Source organism: Chitinophaga alhagiae (genome assembly GCF_003568665.1).
GTDB lineage: Bacteria > Bacteroidota > Bacteroidia > Chitinophagales > Chitinophagaceae > Chitinophaga > Chitinophaga alhagiae.
The window spans coordinates 2,071,564-2,091,359 of sequence record NZ_QXMH01000001.1; the positions used below are offsets into that span (position 1 = coordinate 2,071,564).

At 52.0% G+C, this 19,796-nt stretch carries 18 protein-coding genes; 12 read left to right on the forward strand and 6 right to left on the reverse strand.

Going from position 1 to position 19,796, the window contains the following annotated elements; genetic code table 11:
* Window positions 1-52 precede the first annotated feature (52 nt).
* The 6 genes from porK to D3A97_RS08445 all read left to right on the forward strand — a co-directional run bounded on the left by porK (window position 53) and on the right by D3A97_RS08445 (window position 6,264).
* Window positions 53-1,306: a T9SS ring complex lipoprotein PorK/GldK gene (gene porK, locus D3A97_RS08420; protein ID WP_232825888.1), complete on the forward strand. Its 1,254-nt coding sequence runs from the start codon at window positions 53-55 to the stop codon at window positions 1,304-1,306.
* Window positions 1,307-1,407: 101 nt separating this feature from the next.
* Window positions 1,408-2,139, forward strand: a complete 732-nt coding sequence (gene porL, locus D3A97_RS08425; protein WP_232825889.1) for a type IX secretion system motor protein PorL/GldL — start codon at window positions 1,408-1,410, stop codon at window positions 2,137-2,139.
* Between the two features lie 53 nt (window positions 2,140-2,192).
* Window positions 2,193-3,731: a type IX secretion system motor protein PorM/GldM gene (porM, locus tag D3A97_RS08430; protein ID WP_119077929.1), complete on the forward strand. Its 1,539-nt coding sequence runs from the start codon at window positions 2,193-2,195 to the stop codon at window positions 3,729-3,731.
* Window positions 3,732-3,750: 19 nt separating this feature from the next.
* Window positions 3,751-4,800, forward strand: coding sequence for a type IX secretion system ring subunit PorN/GldN (gene porN, locus D3A97_RS08435; RefSeq protein WP_157986424.1), 1,050 nt, complete (start codon window positions 3,751-3,753; stop codon window positions 4,798-4,800).
* Between the two features lie 85 nt (window positions 4,801-4,885).
* Complete coding sequence (locus tag D3A97_RS08440; protein ID WP_119077931.1) at window positions 4,886-5,458, forward strand: Crp/Fnr family transcriptional regulator; 573 nt, start codon at window positions 4,886-4,888, stop codon at window positions 5,456-5,458.
* A 185-nt stretch (window positions 5,459-5,643) separates the two neighbouring features.
* The gene (locus tag D3A97_RS08445; RefSeq protein WP_119077932.1) at window positions 5,644-6,264 is read left to right on the forward strand and encodes a DinB family protein; all 621 of its coding nucleotides are present in this window, start codon (window positions 5,644-5,646) and stop codon (window positions 6,262-6,264) included.
* A 292-nt stretch (window positions 6,265-6,556) separates the two neighbouring features.
* On the opposite strand, the gene uvrC is transcribed toward D3A97_RS08445, so the two are convergent.
* The 4 genes from uvrC to gpmI all read right to left on the reverse strand — a co-directional run bounded on the left by uvrC (window position 6,557) and on the right by gpmI (window position 12,019).
* Window positions 6,557-8,377 carry an excinuclease ABC subunit UvrC gene (gene uvrC / locus D3A97_RS08450; RefSeq protein ID WP_119077933.1) on the reverse strand — a complete coding sequence of 607 codons (1,821 nt, stop codon included), beginning with the start codon at window positions 8,375-8,377 and terminating at the stop codon, window positions 6,557-6,559.
* Window positions 8,374-8,955 carry a hypothetical protein gene (locus D3A97_RS08455; RefSeq protein ID WP_119077934.1) on the reverse strand — a complete coding sequence of 194 codons (582 nt, stop codon included), beginning with the start codon at window positions 8,953-8,955 and terminating at the stop codon, window positions 8,374-8,376. Before D3A97_RS08455 ends, uvrC begins: the two co-directional genes overlap by 4 nt.
* Before the next feature lie 131 nt (window positions 8,956-9,086).
* The gene (locus tag D3A97_RS08460) at window positions 9,087-10,343 is read right to left on the reverse strand and encodes an LVIVD repeat-containing protein (RefSeq protein ID WP_157986425.1); all 1,257 of its coding nucleotides are present in this window, start codon (window positions 10,341-10,343) and stop codon (window positions 9,087-9,089) included.
* 152 nt (window positions 10,344-10,495) lie between these two features.
* Window positions 10,496-12,019 (reverse strand): 2,3-bisphosphoglycerate-independent phosphoglycerate mutase, encoded by a 1,524-nt coding sequence (gpmI, locus tag D3A97_RS08465; RefSeq protein WP_119077936.1) that lies wholly within the window; start codon window positions 12,017-12,019, stop codon window positions 10,496-10,498.
* A gap of 252 nt (window positions 12,020-12,271) precedes the next feature.
* Here gpmI and D3A97_RS08470 point away from each other — a divergent pair, with 252 nt between their 5' ends.
* The 4 genes from D3A97_RS08470 (at window position 12,272) to D3A97_RS08485 (ending at window position 14,855) form a co-directional block, all read left to right on the forward strand.
* Window positions 12,272-12,667, forward strand: a complete 396-nt coding sequence (locus tag D3A97_RS08470) for a DUF4783 domain-containing protein (protein ID WP_119077937.1) — start codon at window positions 12,272-12,274, stop codon at window positions 12,665-12,667.
* Between the two features lie 97 nt (window positions 12,668-12,764).
* Window positions 12,765-13,625 carry a carboxylating nicotinate-nucleotide diphosphorylase gene (gene nadC / locus D3A97_RS08475; protein ID WP_119077938.1) on the forward strand — a complete coding sequence of 287 codons (861 nt, stop codon included), beginning with the start codon at window positions 12,765-12,767 and terminating at the stop codon, window positions 13,623-13,625.
* A 5-nt stretch (window positions 13,626-13,630) separates the two neighbouring features.
* Window positions 13,631-14,518, forward strand: a complete 888-nt coding sequence (locus D3A97_RS08480) for a diacylglycerol/lipid kinase family protein (RefSeq protein WP_157986426.1) — start codon at window positions 13,631-13,633, stop codon at window positions 14,516-14,518.
* 10 nt (window positions 14,519-14,528) lie between these two features.
* Window positions 14,529-14,855 (forward strand): translation initiation factor, encoded by a 327-nt coding sequence (locus D3A97_RS08485; RefSeq protein ID WP_119078486.1) that lies wholly within the window; start codon window positions 14,529-14,531, stop codon window positions 14,853-14,855.
* Window positions 14,856-15,025: 170 nt separating this feature from the next.
* Here D3A97_RS08485 and D3A97_RS08490 read toward each other — a convergent pair whose 3' ends face one another.
* On the reverse strand, window positions 15,026-16,012 hold the full coding sequence (locus D3A97_RS08490) for an aldo/keto reductase (protein ID WP_317126367.1): 987 nt from the start codon (window positions 16,010-16,012) through the stop codon (window positions 15,026-15,028).
* Between the two features lie 380 nt (window positions 16,013-16,392).
* Window positions 16,393-17,133 (reverse strand): biotin--[acetyl-CoA-carboxylase] ligase, encoded by a 741-nt coding sequence (locus D3A97_RS08495; protein WP_119077940.1) that lies wholly within the window; start codon window positions 17,131-17,133, stop codon window positions 16,393-16,395.
* Window positions 17,134-17,295: 162 nt separating this feature from the next.
* Here D3A97_RS08495 and rsfS point away from each other — a divergent pair, with 162 nt between their 5' ends.
* On the forward strand, window positions 17,296-17,691 hold the full coding sequence (gene rsfS / locus D3A97_RS08500) for a ribosome silencing factor (RefSeq protein WP_232825890.1): 396 nt from the start codon (window positions 17,296-17,298) through the stop codon (window positions 17,689-17,691).
* 69 nt (window positions 17,692-17,760) lie between these two features.
* Window positions 17,761-19,794 (forward strand): ATP-dependent zinc metalloprotease FtsH, encoded by a 2,034-nt coding sequence (gene ftsH, locus D3A97_RS08505; RefSeq protein ID WP_119077942.1) that lies wholly within the window; start codon window positions 17,761-17,763, stop codon window positions 19,792-19,794.
* Window positions 19,795-19,796: the final 2 nt, after the last annotated feature.

A 19,796-nucleotide genomic window follows, 5' to 3' on the forward strand; every position in this document is an offset into this window, starting at 1 on the left:
TCGTATTCTAATGAAAGTCACCCTTATGAAGCTTAATTATTGCAGTGGGCTGATGGTTGTACTGCTACCGATACTGCTGGCCAGTTGCGGTGGTGGTAAAACCCCGAAAAATGCGCAGGGGCAACTGATTGGCGTTAGTCCCCGCCCAAAATACTCCCCCCCCGTACCTTATGGAATGGTGTACGTGCCTTCCGGTACCTTTCACATGGGCCCCAGTGACGAGGATGTGAACTATGCCTATACCGCCAGGAACAAGGCTATTTCCATTTCCGGCTTTTACATGGACGCCACGGAGATCACGAACAATGAATACCGCCAGTTCGTGTACTGGGTAACGGATTCTATTGCGCACGTGCTCATGGGCCATGTGAAGAATGAAGACGGGCAGGATTACGTGGATTGGAAGCAGAAGATCAACTGGAAAGACAAGGCTACCTATGAAAAGGTAGACGCCATGATCTATTCTGCTGAAGACCGCCTGTACGGCCGCAAGGAAGTAGACGTGCGCAAGCTGCTTTATCACCAGGAAACTTTCAACTGGGATAAGGCCAAGTTGCGTGAGAATAAAGACAAGCCCCGCTCAACTTTCATTGAAAAGAAAGACGTAGCCATTTACCCGGATACGCTTTGCTGGATACGCGATTTCTCTTACGCCTATAACGAGCCCATGACGCGCATGTACTTCTGGCACCCGGCGTTTGACAACTACCCGGTGGTGGGTGTAAACTGGCACCAGGCTACTTCGTTCTGCGAATGGCGCAGCAAGTTCTGGGAAGATTACCGCGCTTCCAAAAGACAATTCACGGAAGATAAGTTCCAGCTCCCCTCTGAAGCACAGTGGGAGTATGCGGCCCGCGGCGGCCGTGAACAGGCGCCGTACCCCTGGGGCGGTTATTACATCCGCAACAAAAAAGGCTGCCTGCTCGCCAACTTCAAGCCCGGCCGTGGCAACTATCCGGAAGACGGCGGTTTCTATACCGTACGCGCGGATGCCTACTGGCCTAATGACTACGGCCTGTATAACATGGCCGGCAATGTGGCGGAATGGACGCAAGACATCTTCTACCAAAATGCCTATTCTTTCACTTCAGATATGAACCCTTACCTGCGCATGGACGTGGCAGACAACGCACCGCCCAGGATGAAGCGCAAAACGATAAGGGGTGGTAGCTGGAAAGATATCGGCCACTTCCTGCAGAACGGTACGCGCGCTTATGAGTACCAGGACAGTGCAAAATCCTACATCGGGTTCCGCTGTACCATTGCGTTCCTGAGCAGGTCTAAAAATGATTTTAACCGTAAGTAACCATTATATAGGAATTAATAGCTGAAAAACACTTTACTATGGCAAACCTGAAACGAGCTTTTTACCTTTTAATCACCCATAAACAATTTTAACCTATGGCTATGAATCCTAACACAGCTAAATGGCTCAACTTCTTTGTATGTATCGGCGCATCTGTCGTGATCGTAGGAGCCTTGTTTAAACTGCAACACTGGCCTGGTGCTGACGTAGCGCTTATTTTAGGCCTCAGTGTGGAAGCATTGATCTTCTTTGTGTACGCTTTTGTACCTGATACCAGCCACGCGCCCGCGCCCGCTGCAGGTGTTGCCGGCACGCCCGCGCTTGCCAACATGGACAAAATGCTGCAGGAAGCAGACATTACGCCTACCAGCCTCACCCGCCTGAGCGACAACTTTTCCAAACTCGGTCAGACGGTTGACAAAATGCGCGACATCAGCGACGTGGTAGCAGCCACCGGGGACTACACGCAAAAAACGCGTGAAGCAGCCAGCGCCATCGGCTCTGTAACACAGGCCTACACCAGCGCTGCCGCCGCTGTTTCCTCGTTCAACAACGCATCCGAATCTACCCGTCAGTTCCATGACCAGGTGCAGTCAATGACCAAAAATCTGGCCTCTCTGAATGCTATCTACGAACTGGAACTGCAGGATACCAATAACCACCTGAAGGCTATGAACAGCTTCTACAGCAACCTCCTCTCCGCATCTCAGGCAATGAGCGGCAGTGTGGACGATGCCAAGAAAACACAGGAGCAGATCAGCCTGCTGGCCCGCAACCTTGGTAACTTGAACACGGTGTACGGCAATATGCTGACCGCCATGCAGGGCAGATAGGTAACGCAATAGTGACTAAACAAGAAACATTCATTAAAAACTTGTAATTAACTATGGCTTTACCAAAAGATCCCAGGCAGAAGATGATCAACTTCATGTACCTGGTGCTTACGGCCATGTTGGCATTGAACGTGTCCGCCGAAATTTTGAACGCATTTGATATCGTAAATAATTCTATCAATACTTCCAACACCTCCATTGACAACAAAAATGAGGTGACCTACCGGCAATTTGCCAAGCTGATGACAACAGACGCAGCCAAGGTAGGCCCTCTCAATGAAAAGGCCAACAAGGTGAAATCCTTGTCTGCAGCCGCCCATACCTATATAAACTCATTGAAGGATGAAATTATCAAAGCAAGCGGAGGCCTGGACGATAAAGGTGAAATAAAAGGAAAAGATAACCTGGATGCGGCTACCCGCATTATGGAGAACCAGAAAAAAGGACCACAACTGGAAGAACAGCTCACCCAGCTGCGTGAACAGCTGCTGGCCGTCATCAATCCGAAAGACAGGAAGGCGTTTGAGGCCAACCTGCCCCTGAAAATTGAAACGCCTGAGCAGAAAGGTCCCGTGAAAAAGAACTGGACGGCTTACCACTTCAATATGGTGCCCTCCATTGCGGCTATTACCATCCTGGGTAAATTCCAGAACGATATCAAGAACTCTGAATCGATGATCATCGATAAATTGTTGAAAGAAGTATCTGAAGACGATTTTACGTTCGACAAGCTGGAGGCGTTCGTATCACTGAACTCTAAAAACTTTACAAGCGGCCAGGAGCTGGAAGCCAAAGTAGTGATGGGAGCTTACAGCAGCACTGTAAACCCTACCATCATCATCAATGGCCAGCAGGTGCAGGCAGAAGCAGGCAAGGCTACGTACCGCATGCCGGTAGGCGCTATTGGCGAGCATACCATTTCCGGTATTGTGGAACTGGTGAAACCTAACGGCCAGAAAGTGCAAAGCCCTTTCACCGAAACCTATAAAGTAGGTGCTTCCGCTACTTCCATCTCCGCTGACAAAATGAACGTACTGTATATTGGCCTGTCTAACCCCATCTCCATTACGGCGGCGGGCGTACCGGCAGAAAAGATACAGGCTTCTATCAGCGGCGGCGGCGGGTCTATCTCCAAAAGAGGACCGGGTGAGTTTTCCGTAACGGTGGGCAGCACCGGCAAAGCGGTAATATCCGTATCTGCTGAAGTGGACGGGAAAGTAAAAACGCTGGACTCCAAAGAGTTCCGTGTGAAAAACATTCCTGACCCGATCATGAAGGTGGGCTTCAGCAAAGGCCCGGCCATGAAAGCCGCAGACTTCAAGGCACAAGGCGGCCTGCGCGCGGACCTGGAAGACTTCCTGTTCGATGGCGTACGTTATGCAGTTGTAAGTTACCGTATGGGTATTGAGCCCAGAGGTCGTGAATATGTGGAAGGCGAAGCCAACTCGGAATACTGGCCGAAAGATGCAGGTGTTCAGAGCGCTTTGCGCGTCCTGAAACCCGGAGACCAGGTATACTTTGACAACATCAAGGTAAAAGGTCCGGATGGCAGGGTACGTTCCATGCAGAACATCAATTTCAAGATCAATTAATGTAAAAAATTACTGGGCTATGCGAGCAGTAATATTGAAAAGAATCAGTTGGGGAGCATTTTTAATGCTGATGGTAACGGCCACGGCGGCAGACGCACAGTCTCGCCGCAGAAACAGCGCGCCTGCCAACAACCCGCCGGCGCAGCAGCCGGCACAACAGCAGGAGCCTGTTACCAACCCCGCTACCGGCAACCCGGTAACGCCGCCCCCGGCCATGCCGCAAACACCTGCCTCCGTGCCGCCTTCCTTGCGGCAAGATGGCATAGGTACGCCGGTAGATACCCCGCGCCCGTCCCTCCGTGTAGATGGTGTTTCCGAAAGAGCGCCCAACCGTGACCGTGTGCCTATTGCATATGACCACATCCGGGAAGACGACAAGTTCTGGGAGAAACAGATCTGGCAGGTGATAGATGTACGCGAAAAAATGAACCTCCCCTTCCAGTACAACGTGGAAGACGAGAGCGGGGTAAACCAGCTGCTGATCAATATTCTGCTCAACGCTATCAGAAACAAGGAAGTGGAAGCCTTCAGCGCGGTAGATGACCGCTTTTCCACCCTTATTTCTTACGACGAGATCATGACCCGCCTTTCCGGCGAGGTACGCACCGTGCGTAGCGTAGACCCCGTAACCGGTGAAGAAAAAATGGTAGAGACCCGGGATGAGTTCAACCCGGAGGCTATCAAACAATACAAGATCAAGGAAGTATGGGTGTTTGACCAGGAGGCTTCCGCCCTCAAAGTACGCATACTGGGCATAGCGCCCATGGTATCCCGTATGAATGACGACGGTACTTTCCGTGGCGCACTGCCCCTCTTCTGGCTCTACTACCCTGACCTGCGCCCCGTGCTGGCCAAGTACGACGTGTACAACCAGAATAACGACGCGGCTACCATGACCTGGGAAGACCTCTTTGAAATGCGGTTCTTTACCAGTTTTGTGGTGAAGGAGAAGAACGCGTTCAACAGAGATATCAACAGTTATATTAAAGACGGCGTAATGCGCCTGCTGGAAGGCCAGGCCATTAAAGAGAAGATCTTTAACAAGGAACAGGACCTCTGGGAGTATTGATCTGATAATACGCAGTCAAATCCTGCAAACAATAGTAAAAGCTGCCTCCGTATGGGGGCAGCTTTTTTTATGATATATTGCAGGCATGGAAGCACTCCGCCGTGCCATAGAAGCCGTAATGCCCCTTTCCGGGGAGGAATGGGATGCCCTGGCCGCCTGCTGGCACCCCGTGCGCTACAAACGTAAAACGGTGCTTACCGCGGCCGGTGAAACGGAGCGGTACGTGTACTTTGTACTGGAAGGCGTGCAGCGCGCTTTCTGCATTGCAGACAACCAGCGGGAGGCTACGCTGGTGTTTTCCTACACCGGTTCTTTTTCCGGCATCATCGATTCCTTTTTCCTGCAGCAGCCTTCCCGCTATTACCTGGAAACGCTAACGCAAAGCTCCCTGCTGCGTATTTCGCACGCGGATCTGCAACGGCTGATGCAGCAGTACCCGCAGATACTGGCCTGGGTACAACGCAGTACCATGCTGGCGCTGGCCGGGGTCATGGAGCGGCATATTGAAATGCTGACGCTGAACGCGGAGCAGAAATTCAGGCGGCTGCTGGCCCGCAGCCCGCATGTATTGCAGCTGATCCCGCACAAATACCTCGCCTCTTACCTGGGCCTTGACCCGGCCACTTTCAGCAAGCTGCTGGGCGGCATCAGGCTGTGAGGCTGGCTGTATATTGTTTGCACAACGCATTGTATACCTGCTTTTTGGGCATTTAGCCTTTCCGGGACCCAGCGCATACTGCATCACCTGCAATGTACCCCCTCCGGCCGCCTGAAATCTTTGCGCAGGCAAAGATTTACCTTCCGCGCAGGGTGTAATTTTGTACCGGATATAAAAACAGACACATGCCTACCTTTAACAGCCAGACGTTATTGCAGCAGCTTCAGGGAGATGTAAGCAGCCTGCTCAATGTACTGCATACCCGCATCATGCCCCAGCCCCACGCTGCATTGCTCAGCCAGCCCGCTCCCGGCGGCTGGAGCGTTATTCAATGCCTCGACCATCTTAACAGCTACGGGCTGTATTACCTTCCGCAACTGGAAGCGGCGCTCGGAAAAGGGGAACAGCTGGGGCTGCCTGCCAAACCTGCATTTAAAAGCGGCTGGTTCGGCAATTACTTTACCAACATGATGCAGCCCAGGCCAGATGGCGCGCTCAAATCCAAAATGAACGCTCCCAAAGGCCACCGCCCCGTACCGCAGCCGGCAGCTGCGCAAGTGCTGGATGAATTTGCGGCGCAGCAGCAGCGCCTGCTGCAATTGCTGCAACGTGCCGGCCAGACTGATATTGGCCGCCTGCGTGTACCCACATCGCTAACCAGGCTGATCAAACTTTCCGCGGGAGATACTTTCCGTTTCCTCATTGCGCATGAACAACGGCATATGCTGCAGGCGCTGCGGGCATTGCTGGCCGCAACCGGTAACAACCATACTGCGGTGTCTATGCAGCACCTTGCTGACGTTTGATACCAACAAGTTTGTGTGTCGGCAAACCTTACTGCGATGTTAATGCAGTACGCCGGAAACAACCGTTACATATTTTTATGATTGCTCTAAAATGCCCGGTGGTAAAGGGTTTCAAGCCACCGGGCATTTTTTAATGATAACAAACACTTAACAACTGAAATACCTGTTGAATATTATTTTAGTAACAACAAATAGAGAAGAATATGCCGGTAACGGCACTCAAAATAAATCTGTGTCTTTTAATGGTTAACTTGGGGAAAAGAGCCTGGTTCTCAAACCGGGCTTCCTTATTTCAGGCGTTATCTTCCGCGCCGTGAAAATGCTGCCAGATCAGTTGCGCCTTGTTTTGCCCTACCTCCTTCACTAGTTCTTCCATACTCAGCTGTTTCACCTTGTTCACAGAACGGAACTGCTGCAGCAATTGCGTGGCCGTGTTTTCGCCAATGCCTTTGATAGATTCCAGCTCGTTCTTGAAAGTGCCCTTGCTGCGTTTCTGCCGGTGAAAGGTGATGCCGAAGCGGTGTACTTCATCCCGGATGCGGCGGATGAGCTTCAGGCTTTCGCTGTTGAAGGGCAGCTTGATGCTTTCCTTATCTCCCGGAAAGAATATCTCTTCTTCGTTCTTGGCCAGGCCCACCACCGTCATGCTGCCCGTAAGGCCCAGCTTGTAAATGCTGTCCATGGCGGCACCCAGCTGCCCTTTGCCGCCGTCTATGATCACCAGCTGAGGCAGGGGCTGCTGTTCCGCCAGCAGGCGGTTGTAGCGGCGGTATACCACTTCGCTCATGGAGGCAAAGTCGTTAATCCCTTCTACCGTTTTGATGTTAAAATGACGGTAATCTTTTTTGGACGCTACACCGTCTTTGAAAACCACACACGCTGATACGGGGTAGCTGCCCTGGAAGTTGGAGTTATCAAAACACTCAATGTGTACGGGCAGCTCCTGCAATTCCAGGTCTGCCTGCAGCTGGTACAGTACTTTTTTCTTCTCCATATCGCTTTTACCTTCCAGCAACAGCATTTTTTTCTTGCGCAGTTCTTCGCGGAAGTACTCCACGTTTTTGGTGGAGAGGTCCAGCAGCTTCTTTTTATCCCCGCCTTTGGGCACGGTGAGCAGGATGCCTTCTGCCGGGTACTCTACTTCAAACGGCACAACAATTTCCCGCGCGGCGCTGTGGAAAGCATCGCGGAGGTAGGTAATAGCGTAGCTCATCACTTCTTCGTCACTTTCTTCCAGCTTTTTTTCCAGGGTAACTGTTTTGGTGTCTGCAACCGTACCGTTCAGCACCCGCAGGTAGTTTACATAGGCAAAGTTGCCGTCTGTTATAATGGAGAACACATCTACATTGCCCAGGCGGGAGCTGACAATAGTGGAGCGGGCCTGGTAGGCCTGCAGGCTCTCTATTTTTTTCCTTTCAATTTCCGCTTTCTCAAACTCCATGTTGGCCGCATGCTCCTGCATGCGCGCCTTGAAAATATTGAGTACGGGCGAAAGGTTGCCGCGCAATATCTCTTTTACCTGCTGCAGCCCTTCCCGGTAGTCTTCTGCTGTTTGCAGGCCTTCGCAGGGGCCCTTGCAGTTACCCAGGTGATACTCCAGGCATACCTTGAATTTGCCTTTCCTGATGTTCTGTTCCGTGAGGTTAAGGCTGCAGGTGCGTAGCGGAATGTTATAGCGGATCACGTCTTCCAGCACTTCGCGCACGCGCCCTACGGACGTAAATGGCCCCAGGTATTCGGAACCGTCCCGTATTACCCGGCGGGTAAGGAACACGCGTGGAAAGGGCTCGTGTTTGATCACGATGTAAGGGTAGGTTTTATCATCTTTCAGGTTGATGTTGAACCTGGGCTGAAACTGTTTGATGAGCGAGTTTTCCAGCAGAAAAGCGTCCTGCTCGGAATCTACAATGGTAAATTCAATGTGGTGGATGGTTTCCACCAGCTTACGCGTTTTGTAGCTGTCGTGGTTCTTTACAAAATAGGAGCTGACCCGTTTCCGCAGGCTTTTGGCTTTGCCGATGTAAAGCAGCTCGCCATCCTGGCCAAAGTATTTGTAAATACCGGCGTGGGTGGGAAGGGTATGCGCTATCTGTTGAAACTCCGCTGCTGTCATATTTGCTCTTTTGCCGGGTGAAACCAGGTCTGCACTTCCAGGTGCTCCGGTTTCAGGAAAATGATCTTCTGGTAGGTATTTACCCGCAATTGTTTGCTGCGTTCATACAAAACCTCCTGCCGGTATTCATATACCAGGTTGGTGGTGTAGGAAGTGACCCTGGCCGTTTTGATGCGGCCCTGGCCGTCTACGTCCAGGATAAGCTGGTAGGGATTGGTCTGTTTCCCCCTGGATTGCAGGATGAAGGTGGTATCGCTGCCGGCAAACTGGTCTACGATGGTATCTGTATCGTACGCGTCTGCCAGGGAGGGTTTGCTTACATCGGCATCCATCAGGGGGCGGAAGAGGGCTTCCAGGCCGGCGCTGTCACGCACGGCAGCCGAATCTGCCTGGCCGTTCATGCGCACTACTTTGGTAACGCGCAGCTGCTGGCTTTTCAGCCTGGCTATTTCGTCCCAGCAGTAAGTACCCAGCGCCCGGTAGCTGTTGTCTTTTTCCGCAATGTTCCGTTCTTGGTCAGGCAAGCTGCAGCCCGCCACCAGCAACAGGCATCCGTACGCAATGGATTTTATGTTCATATCCGCAAATTTAACCCTAAAAAAATAATGCGCCGTGAAAACGGCGCATCTGATGCATGAGCAAATCTGTCGAGAGCACTAAAATTGATGGCTTTGAAGCCAGATGTCGTGAATAAGTTATTGTTGACGGGTCAGGTACCCGGTTTTGTTACCTTGATCTTGCTCACCAGCACCGGTTGGCTCATGGAGCTGTAGTTGTACTGGTAGATACCGTCTGCGGCGCTCACCAGCAGGCGGTTTTCACTGTTGTACGGTATTACGTCGTAAGCGTTCAGCCCCTCCACCAGTTTATAGGTAGATATTTTAGCAGGGTTGGACGCATTCATGAACCGCAGGCCGTACACGCCTTCGCACACAAACAGCTTCCCGTTGTCTATGCCCAGCCCGTGGGGATTCTTCAAATCGTACGTAGCCAGCTTGACGGGCTTTTCCACATCTTTTACGTCATACACCAGCAACTGGTTAAGGGTGCCGGAGCAGACATTGCCGCTGCGGATGGTAACGTAGGCCGTAGTGCCTTCCACCACCACCGGGTCACAGGCCGTGAAGTGGGTAACGGCAGACTTCCGTTCCGGCTTGGCAGGGTTGGCCAGGCTGTATATGAACATGGCGCTGCGGCTGCCGATGAACAGGTTGTCCCCGTATGGGAAGATGGTCTCTATACCTCCCCAGCCTACCGCTGTCTGCTCGTTAAACACGGGGTCTGCCGGGTTTTGTATGTTGAAAGACATCAATGAACTGATATCAACGGTGTACAGGTAATCTTTGGCTATGGTGAACCGGGCCATAGAGCCGCCTTTGCTGTTGCTGGCCGCGCTGGCCTTTTCACCTGCCAGGCTTGAAAAGGAGGCATTGGCAAACATTACGGGGTTGCCGCCGGTCTGGCAATCGCAGGTGTAGGCCGTGTCCCTGCTGGTGTAGCCTACCACCATGGTATCGCTTTGCCCGTAATATTTATAACCGACAACATACCCGTTCTCATCCCATGCGTAACCGAGTACATCTTCCAGTGTTTTTACTTTCCGTACCTGCGTGGGATCTGTGATGTCAATAGCTACCAGGTCCCGGTAGCTGTCTACATACAGGATGTTCCCTTTCACCGCCATGTCCCGGTTGCCCTCTACCTTGATGAAAGACACTTTCACCGGCGAAGCGGGGTACTGGTTGTCAATGATGTGAACGCCCTTTCCCGGCTCGTTCACAAATATGTACCGACCGCTGATATAGATCTTTCCGGTACTCCCGATCTCTTGCGGGGCCTGTACCTGTACGGCGGTAGCCCTTACCTCGGCCTGGGACTTTAAAATGGGAGTAAAAAGCTTTGTGGTAACAATTCGCTGGCACTTCTCTTTTGCACAACCACCTACCATCAGCATCGCTGATAACATTAACGGGAATATGTAAAATGCTTTACTCATAGGGGTACGGATTTGATCGTTAAACGGGAGGGATGTGGGAAAAGTTACAGTGCGGGCAAAATAATATAAAAGGGGATGCACCAGGCATCCCCTTCATTATGAGTCAGTTATGTGATTTTCGTTTACACCAGCAGGTTGCCCGTCATTTCTTTCGGAACGGGCAGGCCCATAAAATGCAGGATGGTGGGTGCTATATCTCCCAGTTTCCCGTTTTTCACGGCGCCTTTGAAATCCTGACTGATAATGAAAAAGGGTACGGGATTGAGCGTGTGCGCCGTATTGGGCGTACCGTCTTCATTGATCATAAAGTCAGAGTTGCCATGGTCTGCCGTGAGGAAGATCACGTAATCGTTCAGCAGGGCTGTGGTGACCACTTTTGCCACGCAGGCGTCTACCGTTTCCACGGCTTTAACGGCAGCAGGCCATACGCCGGTGTGGCCCACCATGTCTGCATTGGCAAAGTTAAGCACTATAAAATCGGCCGTTTTCTGTTCCAGTTCGGGAATGATGGCGGCGGTCAGTTCGTTGGCGCTCATTTCCGGCTGCAGGTCATAAGTGGCTACTTTGGGCGAGGGCACCAGCAGGCGCTTTTCTCCCTGGAACGGTGTTTCGCGGCCGCCGGAGAAAAAGAAAGACACGTGCGGGTACTTTTCTGTTTCCGCAATACGGATCTGTGTTTTGCCGTGTTGTTCCAGCACTTCGCCCAGTGTCATTACCAGGTTGTCATTGTCAAAAATAACGTGCACGCCACGGAAGGACTTGTCGTACTCCGTCATGGTGGTATAGTTCAGCGCCAGGGGCTGCATGCCGTAGTCAGGAAAGGCCTGTTGGGTCAGTACTTCCGTAATTTCCCGGCAACGGTCCGTTCTGAAGTTGAAGCAAAGCACCGCATCGCCCTCCTGTATGGTGGCCAGGGGGTGCTGTGCGGCATTTGTTACTATGATGGGTTTAATGAACTCGTCTGTGACCCCTTCCGCGTAAGATGCCTTGATGGCGGTGAGCAGGTCCTGGGTGGGCGCGCCGATACCGTGTATCAGGGCATCGTAGGCCAGTTTTACCCTTTCCCAGCGCTTGTCTCTGTCCATAGCGTAATAACGGCCGGTTACAGAGGCAATTTGCCCGGTGGTTTGCTGCAGGTGTTGCTCCAGGTCTTCCAGGAAGGCCAGCCCGCTTTTTGGGTCTGTATCCCGCCCGTCTGTAAACGCGTGCACAAACACTTTTTTCAGACCGCGCTGTTGGGCAATGGTGGTCAGCGCTTTCACGTGGTTGATGTGGGAGTGCACCCCGCCGTTGCTCACCAGGCCAATAAGGTGCAGCGGCTTGTCATGCTGTATGGCATACTCCATAGCGGCCGTCAGCGCTTTGTTGGCGGCCAGCTCGCCCGTGCGGATGGCTACATTGATGCGCTGCAGCTCCTGGTATACAATGCGCCCTGCCCCGATGTTGAGGTGGCCCACTTCGGAATTGCCCATCTGGCCATCCGGCAGGCCCACATCCTCGCCACAGGTGATCAGGGAGCTATGAGGGTATTGTTCGTACAAACTATCTACAAAGGGGGTATTGGCATGCGCTATGGCATCTGCGGCGGGCACCTGGCCCTGACCCCAGCCATCCATGATGATCAGGATCGCTTTTTTATTTTCCATACAATAATCCGTTGTGCGTTAAGTGCGTTATGAATGAATCGGGTCGTGAAATTAATAATAACATCCCTTTCCGCCTTTAAAATTTTCTTTTTATCATTCTCCGGCACCCGTTTTTATATATTGTTCATTTGTAATAGCTTTGGCACCGCCCAATAGCACAATCATGCTATATTGCCCGCTGACCGGCAAATTGGCACAGTTTTAGCACCTTTTATTGTTGATAAAAGTATAATACGATTTAAAAAACGGATAATGAAAAAACTAATCTTTTTGCTGGGGGTACTGGCGGCATGTGGTATGTTCACTGCTTTTACCCTGATGGCGGGCCCGTTTGAAGACGTGGTGAGCGCCATTAAGCAGGGGGATGCCGGCAACTTGAGCAAATTCCTGGATAACACGGTGGAGATCAACATTGCCGGCAAAAACAGTTCCTACAGCAAGGCGCAAGCAGAAATCATACTGAAGGATTTCTTCGGCAAGAACCAGGTGAAATCTTTTGAGCTGATCCACCAGGGCGAGGCCGGCGGCGGGTCCCGGTTCGGTATTGGTAACCTGACCACCTCCGGCGGCAACTTCCGCACTTCGTTTTTCCTGCAGAAAAAAGGAGGGGGTTTTGTATTGAACGAATTACGGTTCGAAAATAAATAACGGAAATTCAGCTTAAGCACAACGTACTCTTAAAGGCTTCCGCCATCGCGGAAGCCTTTTTTGTTTGTAACTTGCCGTTCAACTTTTTCAGACAGACATGTTAGAGCAAGCAACACTCACCGCGTTTATCAGCAGCGCGCTGGCGGAAGACATCGGTAACGGGGACCATAGTACCCTGGCTTCCATTCCCCCTACCGCCCGCGGCACCGCCCGGTTGAAGATCAAGGAAGACGGGGTTTTGGCCGGCATGGAAGTGGCCGAAGCCATTTTCAGGTACCTGGATATGTTTACCGTTTTCAGGCCCCTGAAGCAGGATGGTGATGTTATGAACGCGGGGGAGCTGGCTTTTGAAGTGGAAGCCGCCGTACATACCCTGCTGATGGCGGAGCGCCTGGTGCTTAACTGCATGCAGCGCATGAGCGGCATTGCCACGCTTACCCGGCAATATACGGACAAGCTGAAGGGCTACCACACCCGCGTGCTGGACACGCGCAAAACCACCCCCAACTTCCGGATGCTGGAAAAAGAGGCCGTACGTATTGGCGGCGGGGTCAACCACCGCATGGGCCTGTACGATATGGTTATGCTGAAAGACAACCACATTGATTTCTGCGGGGGCATTACCCCGGCCGTGAACAACGTGGTGGCCTACCTCCGGCAAAAAGGGCTTGACCTGCAGATAGAAGTGGAAGCGCGCAGCCTGGAAGATGTGAAGGAGATACTGGCCGTAGGCCAGGTACACCGCATTATGCTGGACAATTTTAGTCCTGAACAAATACCCGCCGCCCTGGCGCTCATCAACGGCCGGTGTGAAACAGAGGCCTCCGGCGGCATTACGCTGGCCAATGTGGAGGCGTATGCCAAAACAGGTGTGGACTTTGTGTCCGTGGGCGCTATCATTCATCATGCCGTGAGCCTGGACCTGAGTTTGAAAGCCGTTATCAACCCGCACAAATAACTGTTTTGAGAAAAATACTGATCATCATTAACCGGAAAGCAGGCACAGACCGAGAAAAACGGCTGGGGGAGTCCATCCGCCGCCATTTGCCGGCAGACCGGTTTGCGGTGGAAACCACCTACTTGCAGTACCTGGGCCACGGCGCAGACCTGGCGCGGGATGCGGTGCGGCGCGGGGTAGATACGGTGGTGGCGGTAGGCGGGGACGGTTCTATCAACGAAGTGGCGCAGGGCCTGCTGGGCACTAAAACGGCATTGGCCATAGTGCCGCTGGGCAGTGGCAACGGCCTGGCACGCGCCCTCAAAATACCGCTAGACGTGGGTTTGGCATTGCAACTGGTAGCCGCCGGAGCAAAGCGGCCCATGGACGCCGGTTTTGCGAATGAACATCTTTTTCTCAGCAATGCCGGTGTAGGTTTTGACGCGGTGATCGCAGACCGCTTCCGCCACAGCAAAAAACGCGGTCTCATTAATTATGCCCGCCTGGTGATAGGCGGCTTTTACCGTTACCGCCCCTCTACCTACAGCGTAAAGGTAGACGGGCAGGAGCAGGGCCGGAAGGCCTTTCTGATGACGGTGGCCAACGGCAACCAGTTTGGTTATGAATTTAAGCTGGCGCCCCAGGCCAGTGTGTTTGACGGGATGCTTGATGTATGCCTGGTGCCCCCGCTGGGCTTTTTTGATCTGCTGCCGTTGAGCGTGCGGTCACTCCGTGGCAGTATTCATAAAAGCCGGTACATGGAGCATTTCACCGGCAAGGAAATAGAAGTCAGCAGTCCTGAACTGACCAGCCTGCAGGTAGATGGAGACGCCGTACCGCTCACCAACGGTAAAACGGTGTATTTTCGCGTAGCGCAGGGCGCCTTGCAGGTAATTGTTCCCCCCGCGCAATAAAACCATTATTATGAGCAAGAAAAGGTCTGGCGGCATTGTGTATTCCACAAATCCTGAGTTCTCTTACGAAAACGATGCCCCCGAAGAGCAAAATACCCTGCCTCCCGCGCAGCAGCAATTGAAAGTAAAGCTGGATACCAAGCAGCGCGCCGGCAAAACCGTTACCGTAGTGGAAGGGTTCATTGGCAAAAATGAAGATCTTGAAAAACTGGGCAAAGAACTGAAAACCAAGTGCGGCACCGGCGGCAGCGCAAAAGACGGGCTGGTGCTTATACAAGGAGATTACCGGGAGAAGGTGCTGAAGTGGTTGCAGGACTGGGGGTATAAAGCGAAATAGGAAAAACTGATCAAACCCTTGACCCATTTAGCCTTTCGTGCTTTTTCACCGGCAAAGCCCTTATTTTACAGGGAGTTCAACGAACAAGTAACGAACAAGCAATAAAAGTTTGATCGTTCTTTCATCATCCTGTAAAGGTCCGTTACTTGTTCGTTGCGGGCCCGGGAAACCTACCTGTTCACCAGCTTCATGCCGCCTTCGGAATACCTTTCCCCGCTAACGGTGTACCCGGCCATCAGCTGGTTAATGGAAGCTACATCTTCCGCACTGAGCTGTACATCTACTGCGGCCGCATTTTCCCGGAGGTATTTGCGGCGTTTGGTGCCGGGAATGGGAATAATGTCTTTTCCCTGTGCCAGCAGCCAGGCCAGCGCCAGTTGGCCGGGCGTGCAGTTGAGCGCGGCGGCTTTGCCTTCCAGCGCTTCCACAATTTGCAGGTTGCGGGCAAAGGCTTCTTCCTGGAACCGCGGGAGGTTGCGGCGGAAGTCATTTTCATCGAGGTTTTTCACATCTTTCAACGCACCGGTCAAAGCGCCTCTTCCCAGCGGGCTGTAGGGTACTACCGCAATGTTCAGCTCCCGGCAGGTACCCAGTATTTCTTTTTCTATGTCCCGCACAAACAGGGAGTATTCGCTTTGCAGTGCGGCAATGGGGTGTACGGCATTGGCCTTGCGGATGGATACGGCGGAGGCCTCTGAAAGGCCCAGGTAACGCACTTTGCCTTCTTTTACCAGGTCTGCCATGGCGCCCACCGTTTCTTCAACAGGCACTTCCGCATCTACCCGGTGAGCATAGTAAAGATCTATTACATCCGTGCCCAGCCGCTTCAGACTTGCTTCACAGGCTTTTTTCAGATAGGCGGGAGAGCCGTCAAAATAGGTGCTGTTATCTTCGCGGTAACGGAAACCGAATTTGGTGGCCAGGAAAACATCTTTCCGCCGTGTGGCCAGCACTTTGGACAATTGCTCTTCATTGAGGCCCTGGCCATACATGTCTGCCGTGTCCCAGAAATTAATGCCCAGGTCAAGCGCCAGCTCCAGTGTGGCCTGTGATTCTTCGTCGTTGCGCTGCCCGTATGCAAACGCCATTCCCATACATCCCAGCCCAATGGCAGATACTTTTTCTCCGGACTTTCCAAGTGTTCTGTATTGCATCATAAAACAGGATTTTTTCTGCGTACAAATTTACGCGGAGCTGTGATGACGGGCATTACGTGATTCAAACAAGAAATTGCAAAATTCAATGCACCAGTGCTGCGGCGGGTTTGCAGGGAAATGCAACAATTGTTGCACTTTTTAATTTGGTTAGTTTGAAAAGAATATCCATCTTGTACACCTCCATTTATTGACCAAAATCAGGGACTCGTTTCCTATGACTGGCGTTTTTGGAGAAGCCGGTTGTCTTTACAAGTTCCACTTCTCCAAAAGCCAGTTGCCAAAACTGGCTTTTTGTTTTTGCATTACGAACAGTGGCTCCATTTGCCAAACCGCTTTCGCAAACTTACACTTGCCGGCCCCGGTAAAACCGGCTTTTAGCTTTACTTCGCAAACACGAACTCCACCTCGCCAAAACCCAGTTGCAGCATTTCGTTCCCTTTTTCAAGGCAGAGCCGTCCGTCTGGCAATACATCCCGGATCACGCCTGTGAATATCTCACCGTTTTTCCGGTACAGGGCTGGTTCGTTAAAGCGGATCATGCAGTTTTTATACTCCTGCAGCAGGGGCTGGTAGGAACCGGCCTGCAGGTGGCTGTACCGCCGTTGCAGGCAGGCGCAAAGCTCATGCGCCAGGGCCACGCTATCCCATGTTTTACCGGTTATTTGCCGCAGGGACACCGGGTTGGCCAGGTTTTCGGGAAAATGAGGGGTATTGATGTTGATGCCGATGCCGGCTATGGCATATTGCCATATATTGCCGCGTAAAACGTTCTCTATCAGGATGCCGCCTGCCTTTCTGTCACGCCAGTAAATATCATTGCTCCATTTGATGCGGGCCTCGTCACCCGCATATTTCGAAAAGAGATCATACGCGCCCAGGGCTATGGCCACACTGAGCATAAACTGCTGATGGAGGGCCAGGGCGGGTTGCAGCACGGTTGTTAACATAATGTTCTCTCCGGGGGCGGAATGCCATTGCCGGCCCCGCTGCCCTTTCCCCGCAGTCTGCTCCATGGCAAACCAGGTAGCGCCGTCTGTCACAGGGCCTTCGTTTACCCGGGCCATGGCATAGTTATTGGTGCTGTCTACACGGTCCAGCACCGCGAATGGGTTACCTATCACGCCGCCTGTTTTATCTGTTGAGGAACAAAGTAAAGCATTTTAACAATTTTTTACCGCTTCATTCGTCCTTCACATATACAGTGGCTATGATATTTTGGCGCTGGTTTAGTAATTTTGAAGATTAAAGATTATTTTTAACAAAAACAGCATTTATTGGCACCCTTGACCATTCTTAATAGCAGGAAGAAAGCGGCGGCACGCATCACCAGGAACAGCAAGATATTTACTACCATCATAAAGGCCATACAGGAAAAAAAAGGGGAGAATATCGTTTCCCTTGATCTGCGCAAGATCCCTGAAGCGGTAGCAGACTTCTTTATCATTTGTGAGGCCAATTCCAATACTCAGGTTAAAGCGATTGCAGACTTTGTGGAAGAGGAAGTGAAACTGCATGCGGAGGAAACTCCCTACAAGCATGAGGGGTTTACTGCACAGCAGTGGATATTGGTTGATTATGTGAACATTGTAGTGCATATTTTCATCCCCGAAACCCGCAAGTTTTACAAACTGGAGGAAATGTGGAGCGATGCGGAGCAGATGGAACACCTTGAAAACTGAACAAAACCCCCGGTTTTGTATTAATTACTTGTATAAACAGACAACACTCACGTAAAGGAGCGAACGATCATGGAAAAAGGAGGCAACAACTATAGTAAGGGATCAGAAAAATCTCCGAAAAAAGGGCCAAAGTTTAATATATACTGGGTTTATGCTTTTATTGGCATTGCCTTGCTGGCAATGAACTTTGTAGAGCTGGGCACCAAACCCAAAGAACTGACCGGTTTTAAACAATTCCAGCAGGAATACCTGCGCACAGGGGATGTAGACAAACTGGTGGTAGTGAACAAAAGACTGGTGGAGGTTTACATCAAAAAAGACCGGTTGAACGATCCCAAGTACGAATCTGTGGCCAAAAGCCGCTTCGGACAACCCAACCCCGGTCCTCACTTCCAGTTCACCATTGGCAGCGTAGAGAGCTTCCAGAAAGAGCTTGACAAGGCGCAGGCAGATATGCCGCTGGCAGACCAGATGAACGTGTCTTATCAGGACCGTCAGAACTGGTTTGACCCGCTGATGCAGATACTGCTGCCCATTCTGCTGCTGATAGGCATGTGGATACTGTTGATGCGTAAAATGGGCGGCCCTTCCGGCGGAAGCGGCGGGCCCGGTGGCATCTTCAACATCGGCAAGTCTAAAGCCACCCTGTTTGACAAAGGCACCCGCGTAAACATCACCTTCAACGATGTGGCCGGACTGGACGAAGCCAAGGTGGAAGTAATGGAAATTGTAGATTTCCTCAAAAACCCGAAAAAATACACCGCATTAGGTGGTAAAATACCCAAAGGCGCATTGCTGGTTGGCCCTCCGGGTACCGGTAAAACCCTGCTGGCCAAAGCCATGGCTGGCGAAGCGCAGGTGCCTTTCTTCTCCATGAGCGGTTCAGACTTTGTGGAACTGTTTGTGGGCGTGGGCGCCAGCCGTGTAAGGGACCTGTTCAAACAGGCCCGTGAAAAAGCGCCCTGTATCATTTTCATAGACGAGATAGACGCCATCGGCCGCGCCCGTGGCAAGAACGTGATGATGAGCAACGACGAGCGGGAGAATACCCTCAACCAGTTGCTGGTGGAAATGGACGGCTTCGGTACAGACAGCGGTATTATCATACTGGCCGCCACCAACCGGCCAGACGTGCTGGACAGCGCCCTGCTGCGCCCCGGCCGTTTTGACCGCCAGATCTCTATAGACAAGCCTGACCTGGCCGGCCGTGAGCATATCTTTGACGTGCACCTGAAACCCATCAAAACTTCCCCCAACCTCGATATCAAAAAGCTGGCCTCCATGACGCCCGGTTTTGCCGGTGCAGACATTGCCAACGTTTGTAACGAAGCGGCCCTCATTGCCGCCCGCAAGGGTAAAACGGAAGTGGAAATGGAAGATTTCAATGATGCCATTGACCGTGTGATCGGTGGCCTGGAGAAAAAGAACAAGATCATTTCCCCGGAAGAAAAAGAAGTGATAGCCTACCACGAAGCCGGTCACGCTATTTGCGGCTGGTACCTGGAGCACGCCAACCCGCTGGTAAAAGTAACCATTGTACCACGCGGCGTGGCAGCCCTCGGCTATGCGCAATACCTGCCCAAAGAACAATACCTGTACAACACCGAGCAATTGATGGACGATATCTGCATGACCCTTGGCGGCCGCGCGGTGGAAGACCTGGTGTTCGGCAAGGTATCTACCGGCGCGCAAAATGACCTGCAGGTGATCACCCGCATGGCCTACGCCATGGTTACCGTGTACGGCATGAACGAGAAGATAGGCAACGTTTCTTTCTACGATCCCAACAGCGACCAGGCTTTCACCAAGCCGTATTCCGAGGAAACCTCCAAGCTGATAGACCAGGAAGTGCGCCTGCTCATAGAAAAAGCCTACGAGCGTACCAAGGCCCTGCTGGCAGACAAGATGGACCATGTGAAACTGCTGGCGGAAGAACTGCTGAAGAAGGAAGTGCTGTATAAAGACGACCTGGAGCGCCTCATCGGCAAACGCCCGTTTGACACGCATAAAGAACATCACCTGAATAAAGAAGGCATGACCACTGACGGCGTACACCCCTCAGACATCATCAATCCTTCTCCGGCCAATGCAATTTCAGAATAAGG